The 15,011-nt window shown below is 40.0% G+C and carries 12 protein-coding genes; all 12 read right to left on the reverse strand.

Annotation, left to right across the window (positions count from 1 at the left end; translation table 11 throughout):
• Window positions 1-362: 362 nt before the first annotated feature.
• A complete protein-coding gene (locus Q4G98_RS08205; RefSeq protein ID WP_298563391.1) occupies window positions 363-776 on the reverse strand; it encodes a hypothetical protein in 414 nt (137 codons plus the stop codon).
• Window positions 777-908: 132 nt separating this feature from the next.
• The gene (locus Q4G98_RS08210) at window positions 909-2,654 is read right to left on the reverse strand and encodes a hypothetical protein (RefSeq protein WP_293662204.1); all 1,746 of its coding nucleotides are present in this window, start codon (window positions 2,652-2,654) and stop codon (window positions 909-911) included.
• A gap of 25 nt (window positions 2,655-2,679) precedes the next feature.
• Window positions 2,680-4,725, reverse strand: coding sequence for a cellulose biosynthesis cyclic di-GMP-binding regulatory protein BcsB (locus Q4G98_RS08215; protein ID WP_298563389.1), 2,046 nt, complete (start codon window positions 4,723-4,725; stop codon window positions 2,680-2,682).
• A 25-nt stretch (window positions 4,726-4,750) separates the two neighbouring features.
• Window positions 4,751-6,208, reverse strand: a complete 1,458-nt coding sequence (locus tag Q4G98_RS08220; protein ID WP_298563387.1) for a DUF2334 domain-containing protein — start codon at window positions 6,206-6,208, stop codon at window positions 4,751-4,753.
• 145 nt (window positions 6,209-6,353) lie between these two features.
• Window positions 6,354-7,175, reverse strand: a complete 822-nt coding sequence (locus Q4G98_RS08225) for a diguanylate cyclase (protein WP_298563385.1) — start codon at window positions 7,173-7,175, stop codon at window positions 6,354-6,356.
• Window positions 7,176-7,243: 68 nt separating this feature from the next.
• Window positions 7,244-8,494, reverse strand: a complete 1,251-nt coding sequence (locus Q4G98_RS08230; protein ID WP_298563382.1) for a glycosyltransferase family 2 protein — start codon at window positions 8,492-8,494, stop codon at window positions 7,244-7,246.
• Between the two features lie 26 nt (window positions 8,495-8,520).
• Entirely contained in the window at window positions 8,521-9,375 is an 855-nt protein-coding gene (locus tag Q4G98_RS08235; protein ID WP_298563380.1) for a diguanylate cyclase, read from the reverse strand.
• Window positions 9,368-10,504: a hypothetical protein gene (locus Q4G98_RS08240; protein ID WP_298563378.1), complete on the reverse strand. Its 1,137-nt coding sequence runs from the start codon at window positions 10,502-10,504 to the stop codon at window positions 9,368-9,370. The genes Q4G98_RS08235 and Q4G98_RS08240 overlap by 8 nt, the downstream gene beginning before the upstream one ends.
• Window positions 10,505-10,712: 208 nt before the next feature.
• Entirely contained in the window at window positions 10,713-12,278 is a 1,566-nt protein-coding gene (locus tag Q4G98_RS08245) for a DUF4127 family protein (protein WP_298563377.1), read from the reverse strand.
• 75 nt (window positions 12,279-12,353) lie between these two features.
• A complete protein-coding gene (locus tag Q4G98_RS08250) occupies window positions 12,354-13,115 on the reverse strand; it encodes an amino acid ABC transporter ATP-binding protein (RefSeq protein WP_298563376.1) in 762 nt (253 codons plus the stop codon).
• Window positions 13,115-13,918 (reverse strand): ABC transporter permease subunit, encoded by an 804-nt coding sequence (locus tag Q4G98_RS08255; RefSeq protein ID WP_177561030.1) that lies wholly within the window; start codon window positions 13,916-13,918, stop codon window positions 13,115-13,117. The genes Q4G98_RS08250 and Q4G98_RS08255 overlap by 1 nt, the downstream gene beginning before the upstream one ends.
• Window positions 13,919-14,074: 156 nt before the next feature.
• On the reverse strand, window positions 14,075-14,914 hold the full coding sequence (locus Q4G98_RS08260; protein ID WP_177561015.1) for a transporter substrate-binding domain-containing protein: 840 nt from the start codon (window positions 14,912-14,914) through the stop codon (window positions 14,075-14,077).
• Window positions 14,915-15,011 lie beyond the last annotated feature (97 nt).

Below are 15,011 nucleotides of genomic sequence, written 5' to 3' on the forward strand. Positions count from 1 at the left end.
TCACAAACCCTCCTTGTAAAAGCGCATAGCTATCCCGAGATACTTACATATTGTATCACTGCGGCTTATCCCTGTCAATACTTTTTACAGATTTTTTGTGAGCATAAACCCGCATTAAACCGTAGCTCTTGTATTCCACGGCTCCTAGTGTTTCTTTTGCGTAACTTTGTAATATGTTTTACATAAAATTATTTGATTTTGTAATCTTTTTAGACTTGTATTTCCATTTTCAGAGGATATTTAATATGTATTATTTCATCATTTTTTACAAAATTTTCTATGATTTGTTACCAACTCTTAAATCTAAAAGAAAAACCTCAAATTTTATTAAATTTGAGGTCAATTCAACTCATTTTTATTCTTTATTTTCCTAAAATTATATTTTCTTCTACTAATTTTATCATCGCGTCCATTTTTATCTGAGGCCCTTCCAACAAAAAAAGATACTGCTTTTCCATATTATTCCAAAAGTAAATCATCAGATAATCATTTAAACTTTGTTGCCTCTGCAGACGTATCCAGTTAATTTTCTTACTATGCGGTCCCAATAATTTGCTGCCATAATCAGAAACAAGCAAAGTATCGTCACCCGTTATTACATTTTCAGCAACCGCCATAGTTCCTTCGCCGGAAATTATATCCTTATCAGCATTCACATTTCTTTTTTTACTGACTGCAAAATATATCCTGTCACCATCAATATCAGTTAAACAAATTTGAAAAGGATTTTCTGAAACAGGTTCCCCCTTTAATTCTGCAGGCAGCAAAAACTGCACATAATCGTCCGCATATACACTAACTCTGCCAGAAGCCTGTGTATAAACAGGCAGTATCAAAAATACTGCTGACAACAACATCGCCACATAGACACATACGCCCCTGTTATTCAACATACAGTACAGTCCTTTCTAAAACGTATGATAAAAGCTTGTCAAAAAATTAAAACCACGATATTCTCTGGCCTCGTCACCATTAGAATTTTTACCGTCATGCATTGAAAAATGCTGAATGTCCAACGATAATTTATTTCTGTCATCCATTTTCAGATCATAACCTATTCCAAAAGTGACTTTCTTTCTGTCATCTACATAAGAATCTGTAAGCGAACTATACCTGATGCCATTGGCTATCATGATATCTGCCGCTAGGCGCAGATCTGTTTTTTTTGACAAATGTTTTTTCCATTCTGTACCAAAATAATGTACTGGAGATTCTTCAACTCTTTTATTCAAAATAATTTCATTATTTTCATGATAGTACCAATAATATAGCATCAACGCCTGATCCTTTGATAAATTCCGATTATATGTCAGACGTGTTTCCCAAACTGCGCCTGTATCAAAAGCAGTGCCATCTGCAATTTTACTTTCCGCAGAACTGGTATGCAGAACTTCTCCTACTAACTGCCATTTTTCTTCAGCGTGCTGCCAACGCAAATATTTTTGCCATTCATTACCAGGATTTAGTTTGTCATCGTCTATATCACTGGTGGGATCATAAGCACCTTTGAAAGAATAGCTTGTTCCCACTGTCAGCAGATCTTTGTCCCCCCCAATTCTACGCGTAACAGCTATTCCTGGAGTAAAGTTCCACCCTTCGCCAAACTCGGCAAATCTCACCAGATCTTCATCCATTCTGGCATTGCGCTCATAACTTGACAGCTTTGTTTTCCCTGTAGGAATGTTGATTCCCAAATTATAATCAACTATATATTTATCCTTACTATTGCGCGTCGAAAAATACAGTAAAGTATCTGTAAAAGTGTTTATTTTACCTTCATGTCCCGGTGTTGTGTTTTTTGAGCTCACATAATTGAAGTTAAGGCCCCAATAGTTATTTTTATTCGCATAGCCAAAATAATATGGTTGAACGAACTGGCTGCCACTCCAACCATTTCCATGCCAATTAAAAAAATTGTTTCTCACAAATCCAGACAGATCCTGATACGGATTCTTTTTTTCTTTTAGCAGCTGCTCATAATAAAACCTGCCTTCGGACGCATAATCCATATAGCGTCCTGCATTATACATTGACTCTGCTAATTCTTTTTCCTGTTCAACAAGTTCTGCTGCTGTTTCATCTCTTACTTCCACCAGCAAATCAGTTTTATTCTGCATCGCTTCATATTCAAGTAAAACTTTTTCCAGTTCAGCGTCAATACTTTCAGCTTGACCTTGCAAGCGTCCGGCATATGCATATGCTGCACTGACCTGTTCCTCGGCCAAACTGCCTTCTATCTGTGCATCATCAAGCCCTTCCGCATAATTTGCAGCATCAGCTGCTGCGGACCAGGCGTTTTTGCTTTTCTCTTCAAGCTCTTGAACTCTCTGCGCATACGCACTGTTATCCTGCAGCATATGCTGCAGCAGCTCCTGATTAGCATTCAGCAAGGTCCTGTTTTTTTCTGCCTGTTCCAACAATCTTACTACCGACGACCATGAAGCTGCCATTTCTTTTTCCATCTGTTGTTTATTTAACGAGGCATCATTCAACTCCTGCTCAAATCTTGCCCTGTACCCAAAACTCTTAGAATACTCAACCGTACTTTCAGCAACATCTTTGACATCTGGAGGAACTGTGATGGCACTTGCGCTAACTGTTGAAGGCATCAATATGCAAAGACTGCAACACATAGTTAGGAATTTTTTCTGCATCTGCCTGCTCTCCTTTCGTCAATTTTTACTTACGGCGCTTAGAGTACCACATCAGTGCCAGCGTACCGCCAACAACTATAGCAATCACTACCAGATAACTTCCCAAACGATTACCGGAAAAACTTTTTAAAATTCTAGTGAAGCCCGTCTCCTGATATTTTACCTCTTCTGCAAAAGTCAGAGTCTTCCCATTTGCATCTATTAATGCCACCTGTCCATTAAGATTAGTTCCGTTAACGAAAGCCAAGCGCATAAAGCTTTTCATATTCTCGCTATCTGCATAGGTAAATGCATAGATAATGTTATCGTTTTTATGTCCAACCTGAAAAATATTTTTTTGGTTTATTGCATCTGCAGCAATATTCAACCATTCGCTGGTCTTCATTGTGCCATCTGCATCAATACTGATCGGCAAAATACCTCTAACAGCATTTCTTTCCATCAAAACACGGTTCTGTCCAACAATAATAACCGTACCACTTTCATTATCTATATCGGCATTCGCGCCGTTCTGAACTTTCCAGATTATATTACCTGTATTGTTCTGACCAATCCAGTATGCTAATTGAGCCGCGACCGTAAGCTCATCGTCATCTGGTGCCTGGCTGAGCCACATTGTCAGTACAATATCACCATTACTGTCAGCTTTAAAATATCCGGGGAAATCTGCCAGACTTTCCTGTCTTGAACGGTTACCCACTGCCAAATAAATACTGGTCTCTTTTTCTATCACAGACCATGCTACATCGTCATATCTTTTAGAACAGTCGATTATGCCAAGGTCGTGATAAAAAGCAAAGCGCACACGCCATCCTTGCTGATTAGCCGGCAAAACCGGCAGCTCTGCCTTTAAAATCCCGCCATCGGCATTTTCAGCCGTCAGCACTTCTGATCTGATCGGCACCTCATTAACATAAATAGTCACAGCCGATTTCTTGCGGTCAAGAATTTTAGCATGCCTGAAATGCAGCTCAATATAAGATCCTTCTTCAACGTCATAATTAGATGGTTTAGGAATAAATATTTCTGCTTCCTGATGAAATGCACCGGCTGCTAAAATATCATCATCATAACCAATATCCCGAAGCGTGTAAACTCCTTTGCTCTCCAGCGCCTTTTTAGCAGAAAGTTTTTCAGCCTGCACCGGCAGAGAAAACTGTGTTTCATTCCCACTCAGTGTTCTGACGAATTTATTATTGCACAAAGCATTAACAGCCAGTTTTACACCCCTGGCATCATTACCGCCTGCTATCAGATTATAATGCCCATTTAACGAAGGAAGCAGCTTCAAAAATGCAGTATCGCCGCTGAAACTTGTCCCAGCATCCACCTGACTGCCCACCGTTATAACATTCGCGTCAATATGCTCATCAGGCTTTTCCTGTCTTGCTTCCCAAAACACTGGTGCGCCATAACCGGCCATACGTCCCATAAATGACGACAGCTGCAGCATAGACACAATATTGTTTTCACTAAGATCGACAAGAGAGAATACAACATTATTGCGTGCCCCAAAGTATTCATCTATAAAAGGATTCGGAAAATTAGCCAAACTGTAATCCATTGCGTCAACTTTAAATTTTATCGTTGTTTCCGGACGAATAATGAACCAATTAGCATCATTATCAATATCTTTGCACAGCCCTTCAATAGACCTGTGTAGAACACTGATCGTAATTTCATTAATACCTTCTCGTAAACTTGTCAGTGGCAGGGCTACCTGCCAGTTGCTTTTAAACGCGCCATCTGGTACAAGACGGCGGCTTTCTGCCGGAATACCATTTACAGAAACAGTCATTGTAGAAATATCAGGCAGAATCGTCGGTGAATATGAATACCATAAATCCAAGACAGGTGATACTGAAAGCTTCATCCCCGGCTTAATTTCCAAAAATCCCGTCAATGCTGCATTCGGATTACGCAAAACCTTGTCATCCATAAATAAACTTATACTATATTCATTTCCCTGTATCACAGGCTTAGGACCAAGCTCCAGCGGCGCCGCTTCTGCCGTGAACAGAATCGCCAGCGACCATACCATCACTATCAACAAACATACTCTCTTGAGCATACTCCCAACACATCCTTAATATTAATCATTTTTCATAATGTTTTTTTGTATTGCGTTTTAATTTGAAGATTATATATATAAATGCAGTTAAAATCACTACTAAAACTGCCGCCTGAAGACTGACGATCTTGTTAATTTTTAAATATTGTTCTCCTGGTGCAGTCTGCCATGACTGCTTTACCTTTTCAGCAACAACAGCATTTACAACACCATCTGCTGCTGTAATTAAGATTCCCGGCGCCTGCACTTTCACCGGCAGATATTTTAAATCCAAAAATTCGTACTCCTGCTTTTGCAGTCCTTCAATAATCGGGCCTACTTTATCAGGCTTCAGATATCCATGATAGAAAAAACAGGCTACAGCGCCCGGTATGGTTTTAAGGGAAGCACTTTTATTCAGCATTTCTTCTATCACAAACTCGCCGCCATCATAAAAACCCATGTTTTCCGGAATAACCAGCATTCCGTACAGATATCTCGACTTTATCATATACGGAAGCGTCATAGTAATGCTGTCTGTGTCATCAGAAATCTGCAGCTGTCCGGAATAAATATTAAAATACCTGCTTAATATCTCATAAGTTTTTCGGCTTGCGGCATAATGCGGTGCCTCAAAAGCAAGTGGAATCAAGCCGCAACGCAGCAATTCGGAAATACCCGCTTCAATACGCGGAACAGTAAAACTTTCTTCATCATCCATTGGTTTATCATCTTTAGCATTCCAAAATTCATACCCCTCGCCTGTTGTCGGCGAAAATTCATTTTGATGGGTATAACCATGCATAATAATGCTGGCTCCATGTTTCTGCGCTTCCTGCAGAACCGCAACCAGTTCTTCCTGCTCGTGTAAATAATGTTTCTTGCCGTCCATAATGCCAACTGGAACCACACCTATAGAAAAGGGAATATTATATTTTTCTATTCTTTCGATAACGGCTTTTACAGCTTTAGGATCAACAATAGGGCTTACATCTTCGACCCGCAAAAAAGCCCTTGGCCGCGGAGCATCAGTGTGCTGTTTAAACACCTGATGCAGTAAATATCCCATATAATCATCGAATTGTTCATTAAACTCCAGCATGCCTGAGTAATATACATTTTCGCGTTGCCATATAACAGGCACCTCATCAATAAACTTTTTTGCTGTTGCTATAACATTTACATCTTTTCCAGGATCAGTATATTCCACACTCATCCAATCATAAAAGCTTCTCTCTTTAAAATTTATATAAGTCCAGTCACTTACCTTACCTAACAACCTGAAATTACGCCATGCCTTAACTTCTGCCAGTTGTTCTATATTATCTTCAAACCACAGGACCTGATTGGCAGCCGCTATTTCCTCCAACAATGCCTGCGGCAATTTTCTTTGCTGCAATCCAGCATAAACTATGTTATCTGCATCCTGTAACATACCAGGTTTCCATTCATCTGCAGAGATAAGCACATAATTATCTTCAAAATGTCCTAAATGTTCTGCCAATGAAAGAACCAGCGGGAAAGTCCCACCATACCGCATCTGCAGATCATAGACCAAAAAATTCCTTCCTGAAGACTGAGCAAAACAGTTACAGGCGCCCAAAAACAGCAGCAAGAATACAAATATTATTTTTTGGATTAACCGCATGCTATTTGACATTCTCCAAATCTTCTTTCGCCCGCAAATATAATTTCATGTAATCTGTATCAGTATTATCAAACGTAGCATATCCAAGTGAAGTCTTTACGCGTACCATACGCTTAGCGTTGCTTAACTTCACCGGTATCAAGCCAATAGCTGTATCTATTTTACTTACAACGATATCCAGCCCCTCGCTTTCTGTCTGAGGCAGAATAACGCTGATGCTGCCATCATCTAAAATCCCTTTATAGTCAGTAAACCGCAATTTACTGGCAACAATTTCCGCCACAGTTTTTTTGATAAATATAACGTCCTGTTTTTTATAAATAGCTTCAAGCTGCTGTAAATTACTGATCTGAAATAAAATCAAAGAAAAGCCAGTACCATAACGTTTAGCGCGGCCAACTTCCTCCTCCAGCTGTATAAAAAATCCCTGCTGATTATAAAAACCTGTACTCCCATCAAGAGTGACCAGTTTTTCCAATTCAGATACATCTTCTATTTTCTGCAGATTCTTTTCTACCACTTCCGCCAATTTACCACCTAAAAAACTGCCGACGGGAAAACACAGCAGTGAAAAAAAACTAATATAAGCATCAGCAGCAATTTTTTCCTGTGCAACAAGATCATACAAAGTATACCCGCTGAAGATTGCTACAAAAGCAACTGATAAATATAACCCTTTAGTTATCCCTAACGAATAGGAAACTATAATATTAAAACTTAAACATGCAAAAACAAGAAAAGCAAATTCTCTGTCATTATTTAAAAAACATAATATGATCGTTAACGCTGCAGTAAAAAGCAGCAGGACAATCCCATCAAACATTATCGCATCTCGTCTCATAAGAGCTTCTTTTTCCATATTTTACAGAACCTTTCCTGACAATCTCTTTCTTAATTAGAACTTCGCTCTGTTTTATACCAATGGACTCCTTTTCCCTGAATCTTATCTTTCAGGCTCTCGTACAGTGCTTTAAATACTAAAATGATCCACAGCTGGCAATAAGTAAAATACATCAGGCAAATCAAAAACAGATTGCTTAAACTTCCTTCACCACGTTCCAGGGAAAGCGAGATAAAGGTTTCTGTTACAAAAAGCGCATAGGCTAACAACCAGATCAACGATAACGGCGCATCTATACTAAGACGAACTATTCCAAACGCTCCTAAAACAAATAATACGTCTGATATGATTACTGCAGCAAAAAATACAAAATACGTAAATGCAAAATAAACTATATCTGTACCGATCTTTCTGTCCTTAAGCTGAAATATCCGCAGTAAATACTGGCTGATGATCCATAAATTTCCACGTGCCCAGCGCGTTCTCTGTTTCATCCAGACCCGCAGCGATTCCGGTTCCTGTTCCCAAGTCACAGCGTGCGGATACCAGAAAATGGTATAACCAAAATCATAAATCCGGATCGTTAACTCTGTATCCTCCGTCAGCGCCTGATCATTCCAGCCATTGATACTTTCAAGAATACTTCTCCGCACAACAAAGTTAGTCCCAGGTATAGTAGTAAGGCCGAACCAATAACATCGGCTGGCCTGTAATAACCATTGAAAACTCAAGGTCTCAATATTTATAAAGCGTGTAAGATAATTTACATTGCGGTTGCGTGTTCTAAACTTACCTACAACTGCTCCCAATTTGTCATTGTTATATAATTTATTGACTAACTGCAGTAAAGCACCACGTTCAGGTGTATTATCAGCATCATAAACGGCAACATATTCACCACAGCTGGCTTTTAAACCGTGATTCAGAGCATTTGATTTTCCTTTAGCTCCAACAGGCGGCTGCAAAGTCACCACTTTCAGCTGCGGAAGCTTCTTTTGCTTCTCTTCTAAAATCAAACCTGTTTTATCGCTGGAGCAATCGTTGATTACAATTATTTCATAACGGTCTTTCGGATAGGCAAATCTTCCCAGGGCTTCTACAGTTCTGCCAATAACGGCCTCTTCATTATGTGCCGGTACCAGCACACTGACAAATGGATAGTACTCCATTCGCATATCCTGATCATCGTCATGCATCGTTTTCAAAAAATGCTTGTAGCCACCGACAGTTAAAAACACATGGTAAAACAATATCAGCCAGGTAGCACTCATTGAAATAAAAAATAATTTTTCTGCGCTCATGTATCCCCCAAAACAACTGTTAGTTTCTACCCACGGTCATAAGTAAGTTCGGTTTTAGCCCGTTCGTATACCTCAATAACATCAATGTCACTTTCTTTAAAAGCGGCGGCACCAATACTTGGCTTAACTTTTATATTCTTTTTGCCATTTTCAAAATCCACCGCAACAACTGTCAAAAACAAATGCAGTTTTTCTACCACGATATCCGCACCGGCAGCATCAGTACCTGGCATCAAAATCCCCAAAGTATTATTAACTAAAATCCCTTTAATATCGGTCCCACGCATCTGCTGATCAATATTCTGGGCAACCGCTATCAAGATCCTACTTGCACCGACATTACCATATGCTATCTGAATTTCATCAAAATTGGCTATCTGCAGTAACAGCAGCGTAAAGACTTCATTATATCTTTTCGCACGCCAAAATTCTTCATCCAGCTTCTTAAAAAAGCCCTGGTTATTGTAAAATCCTGTGGCTCCATCCAAAGTAACAAGCTCTTCTATAGCTTCAATATCCTTAGCCACAGCACTATTACTGGCAATACTTTCTCCTAACTTCGCCGCCAAAATGCTTATCGTCGGTATCAAAAAAAGCCAGGCCACATATAACGGCTCAACCGTCGTCATTTCCTTGCTGATTATTACTGCATAAATAAGATAACTGCCATAACAAAATGTAACAGCAACAGAAACAAGCAAGCCTCGCTGTAAACCAAGCATATATGAAAAAACTGCTGTCAGAAGAAAAATACCGAAAATTCCAAAAGCAAAAAATATATCCAATACTTCAAACCGTAAAAGAATAACTGCAAATACACATAAAACAGTAATGATAAAACTATTGAACCAGATAATATCAGGTCTAATCCCTTTATTCACCAATTCCCTGCACCATCCTTAACATAAGCAATGCTTCCAGCTGGTCAAACGCATAGACCATACCAGAATCCTGATCGCCAAAGCCACCGCCAAAAGCACAAACATCTTCAATTTGAAATGCCAGGACTTTGTTATAACACCATAGGGCATGTTTTTTATCATTGTTCAACGCAAATAAACGAGCTGCCAAAGCATACACTGCCGCCGACTCGTTTTCGTCTTTTACGGAACCGTCAAAATGATACCAATTGGCTATTTTTTTCTTTACTTTGATCTCACCGCGCATAAATTTCAGTAAACTGTCTACATCACCATCTGCATTATATAAATTTAAAGCAGTATACAGATTTTCTACCATATTTATGCCAGTTTTATTCCATACATATTTTTTACTACTATAATCAAAAGCAACAGGATAAAAACCATGGTCCCTCTTTTCCATCTTCTGCAGCAGAGACAGTGAAGTTTGCCACACCTCCTGCCATTTTTCTTCATCATACGCTTTCAGCATATCTATAGCATTCATATCCAAATAAAAAAGTGAAACATAATCGGCTTTTTTCTGACTTCTGTCATCATAAAAGTCATATAAATATTTACCATCACTATCAAATTTATAGATAGACTCAGAAACAGAAGCTAACTGTTTACTGTAATCTCCCATATTATTTCGGGCGGCCAGATAATATGCTTTAAATATTCTCAAATCATCTATCAAAGCCGAAATTCTCTCGCCACTATAATCTTTAGCATTAATTTTCCAATAATAATACCCGACCTGATTCAAGTAATGTTTATCAGTCTGGTCCGCCATCAAATCAAAGTATTTTTTATCTTTTATCAAAGCGGCATATTCCATAGCCTGTCCCATGGATTCACTGACACCATAATCAGCCAGCCCATGTTGATTTACAGAATAAATGATTACATCATTCTGATCCTGAAGTTTTTTCTGTAAAAAAGCAAAACCTCGTTTATCGTCTACAGAGTTGACCAGGATTGCCTGTTCTTGCTGTTTTCTTGTATTATCTCCCTGAGGATTGCAATTAACAGTATTCACAAAAACACAAGAAATTACTATCACCAGTAAAACCATAAGTAATTGATACTTTCGAATCTTTATATTCATGATCCACCCATATTCTAAAAATTCCCTGATTTATTATTATACATTCATTTGTTTTAGCTAATATTTTTATTTTATTATACACTAATTATCATTTATTTAAAATGTTTATTTTATATAAACATGTTTTTGATTTATAAGCATAAAAGTCTTCAAAAAATAGTACGACCCGACAGGCATTTAAGCCTGTCGGGTCGTACTATAACAATATTTATTTTTTGCTTACTTCTACTTCAAACATACGCTGCCACGGTAAAATAAAATTATAATCTTTAGCGCGTTCACCTAAAACCGGCTTCGCTATCTCTAAAATATCTTTAGTAATAACAGCTTCGGCTTCCTGTACCTGCTGTGTGTTCAGCCCACTGTTAGGCCAGTAATTGGGCCAAATCAATTCTACATAAGTTTTATTACGCACATTAGCCTGATAGGCCCAATCGTCTAAATATCTTACATCAAGCAGATATAGACGCTCTGCCGTATCCATCTTCTTAGCCAGCAATCCTTGCGCTAAGGCAAAACCCAAAGTGTTACCGGCAGTATTCCAGCCGCCATAAGCTGCAAGTTTTTCTGCCAGTTGTTCCTGAAACAGTTCTTTGACCAAAGCGTTGTCCGCACCATTACCATAAGCGACGTCGGCAACTGCTACTGGTTTACCCTGTTTTAGATAACTTTTTATATCAGCAGCAAATTTTTCTGTATGTTTGGTCAGCACGCCATCATTTGTCGGGCTTGAGGCCTCTAATGTCACACCGTCAAACGGAGTATTGACTGCTAAGACCAGATCTGCACGCGCCAATTTAGCAGTAGGCCAGCCGCCGGCAGCATGGATATGCTCAGATGCACTGAATGCTATTGGATCATCTTCATAAGTTGGGATCGTTGCTCCGCCTTTACCGTCGGCAAAATCAACATAAATCATGGGAATTTCATAACTTACCCTGCTGGCAGCCCGGCTCAATAAAAGTAACCCCAGCTGATCCGCCCCCGAGAAAAAACGAATTTTTTCTTTTGGCAGTTCTCGCACCAGGATATCCATCTTCCGCGCTTCTTTATGGGCCTGTGAATATGGGGCCGTATCATCCCGTCCAATCAGCAGATAATCAAAATTGCCACTTTCGACGCCATGCAGTAAAAGTTCCGTAGTTGCGATGTTCAAACTGCGCCGCTGTGCTCTGTCCTCTTGCACAGCCTGGGGTATTTCAGTCTGCAAGCCGGCCAGTTCTCTGCGTTCTTTTCTGCTGATTTCTTTTAAATCAAGTTTATCTTCCAACGCTCCCAGCCTAAACAGTTTTTGCCCCCATTCGGCATAATAGGCAGGCTCCACAGGAGCACTGCTCGCTTTCGGTGAGCGCATGATCGTTGTAAATACATAAATCAACGGATCGCCGCCTAGTGTCTTCAAATTTAATAAACGTTCCGCTCGCTCTGCCAAAACCTCCTGCGGCAGATGATGCGTACGTGAATCGACCAGCCCCCCATAAATCAGCGCATCTGAGGAAACAATGATAGCATTTGCTGCCGCCGAACGTTCTGCCAGCCATTCATATAATTTATCAGGGTCACCGCTATGATCATTACCGGCAATATACTCTAAAGGAGGAGTCTCCACATTCCAGCCGGCAGCTTTCATCGTTTCAACCGCATAATCCAAACAAACAGGTCTATTATCTAAGGGTACGAACAAGATCGTATTTCTCCCCATACTCGCTTCACTAACTGCAAATGGTAAAAAACAGATCACTAACAAAGTCCAAACAAAACAAATTTTTTTCATAACGCTAATCCTTCCCCAGCTTTTTCAATAAAAAATCCCTCCCATGTAATTTCTACATAGAAGGGCTTTTTCCTGCTAACAACGAGTTAAACTGAATCGGCTCAGGAAATCCTTAGTCCGCTGATTCTGCGGTGCTGTAAAAATAACCTCCGGACTGCCATCTTCAGCGATCACACCCTGGTCAATAAAAATAACACGGCTTGAGACATCGCGGGCAAATGCCATTTCGTGTGTAACGATAACCATTGTCAGTCCTTCTTCTGCCAGTTCGCGCATAACCGCCAAAACTTCGCCTACCATCTCAGGGTCAAGCGCAGAGGTAGGTTCATCCATCAGCAATACTTCCGGCTCTAAAGCCAAAGCTCTGGCGATAGCCACGCGCTGCTTTTGGCCGCCGGATAGCTGATGTGGCTTGGCATTGATATAGCTTGCCATACCGACATGCTCCAAATACTTCATTGCAATCGCTTTTGCTTCTTCCGTCTTTTTGCCCAGTACTTTGACCTGGCCTACAACGCAGTTCTCCAAAACCGTCATATTATTAAACAAATTGAACTGCTGAAAAACCATGCCTACTTTAGTACGATATAAAGGCAGATTTTTGAAACATTCCAGAACATTCTCACCACGGTAGCTAATAACTCCGTCAGTAGGCTGTTCCAAATAATTGACGCAGCGGATCAAAGTAGATTTGCCGCTGCCGGAAGGCCCGATAACGCAAACTACGTCGCCCTTATGTACGTCAAAATCAATCCCTTTTAAAATTTCACGTTCCCCAAAATTCTTTTTTAAACCCTGGACGGATAACAATAATTCTTTACCTTGTTCAGCAGTCATTAATAATTACCGTCCTTTCTTTTTTTACCGGCGACGTTGACCGGAAAATGGCCGCAGGGGTCCTGCATAGGATCAAAAGATACCAATTGGTAATCTTTGGGTCCGTCCATCTTCCCTTCCCACCAGCGCAGCAATCTTGAAGCGGTAAAAGTCATAATAAAGTAAATCACACAGGTAATAAAGAAAACTTCAAAATATCTGTAATATACGCCTGCTGCCGATTTTGAAGCAAAATACAGCTCGGTGACAGAAATAACATTCAAAACCGAAGTATCCTTTATATTAATGATCAGGTTGTTGCCGATCTGCGGCATGATATTACGCAAAGCCTGCGGCAGAATTACACAGCGCATGGTCTGAAAATGGTCCATACCGATAGCAACAGCGGCTTCACGCTGCCCCGGATCAATAGATTCAATACCGCCGCGTACAGTTTCTGCCATATAGGCACCTGTATTGATGGACACAACTAAAAAGCCTGCAAACATCGGTGACATATCAATATCAAACATACTCATTGCGCCATAATATACTACCATGGCCTGTACGATCATTGGCGTACCGCGAAAAAGTTCTACATAAGCATTCAAGACCAATTGAGTCACTTTTACAAGCGCTTTCTTAAAAGCGCTTGCCTTCGGATCCTCGGGAATAGTCTGGATAATACCTACAACAAGACCGATAACGCAACCGATCAGAGTGCCGACAATAGCCAAAAGTAAGGTCACACAAGCGCCTTTTAACAGAACATCACCATATTGATGCAGTAAAAAAGCCACCCATCCAAAAAATGACTCGGGCATTGTTGTCATAAGTTCCTCCACCTAACGTAATTGATTGATAAAACACTGTTATTCATTATAGCACAGATAGCCCTTAATCCGCAAAAGAATAATGCGTCGAAAAGGAAAATAAAGGGACGGCAGTATTGCCGTCCCTTTAGACATAACCGGTAACTATTATTGAGCTAAAGGCTGTTTTTTAATAGCTTCATCCATCATTTTATCAAAATCAGCAGCAGTCATTTTTTCTAAAACAGCATTCATCCCTTTAACAAGTTCTGCATTACCTTTTTTTACAGCGATACCGATTTCAACATCTTCTTGAGAAGTTTTGAACCCCTTACCTTCTTCAAAATTCAAAACAGTCAATTCCGGATTAGCAAAAGCAGCAGCTTTGGCAGTCGGGATATCGGTAACGATCAGATTACATTTGCCGGAAGTCAGGGCAACGATCATACCCGGTACAGTATCAATAGCCGGTAATTTTTTTACATCAGGCACCTGGTCGATCTGATCATACCAGATAGTATTGAGCTGAGAAGTAGCTACCGAACCTTTCAGGTCAGCAACGCTTTGAGCTTTAGCCTGTTCAGAATCTTTTTTTACCAGAGCCACTACCGTCGCATAGTAATAAGGTTTGGTAAAATCAACAGTTTCTTTACGTTTAGAGGTAATAGACATACCTGCGATAGCAGCGTCAATCTTGCCGCTGACAACAGCCGGAGCCAAACCGTCCCATTCGATTTTCTGGATTTCCAGATCAGCACCCATAGAATCGGCCAGCTTTTTAGCCATCATTACATCGTAACCATAAGCATACTCATTGCTGCCTGCAATTTTTACAGCGCCGCCGTCAGCCTTGGTCTGAGACCAGTTGTACGGAGCATAAGCACATTCCATACCAACTTTCAATACTTTCTTGTCCGATTTTTTCTCGCCGCCGCAGCCGGCAGTAAAAGCAACTGTAGCCATCAGCATAGTGCATACAGCAGCTGTAACTAATTTTTTCAAATTCATTCTTCCAACACGCCTTTCCATCAAATAAATTATGTGTTAATTTTACAGTTCCAAGCTTCAGAAGTCAATATAAATCAGCATGTATACAATGCACATA

This window comes from uncultured Phascolarctobacterium sp. (assembly GCF_958349595.1).
Lineage (GTDB): Bacteria > Bacillota > Negativicutes > Acidaminococcales > Acidaminococcaceae > Phascolarctobacterium.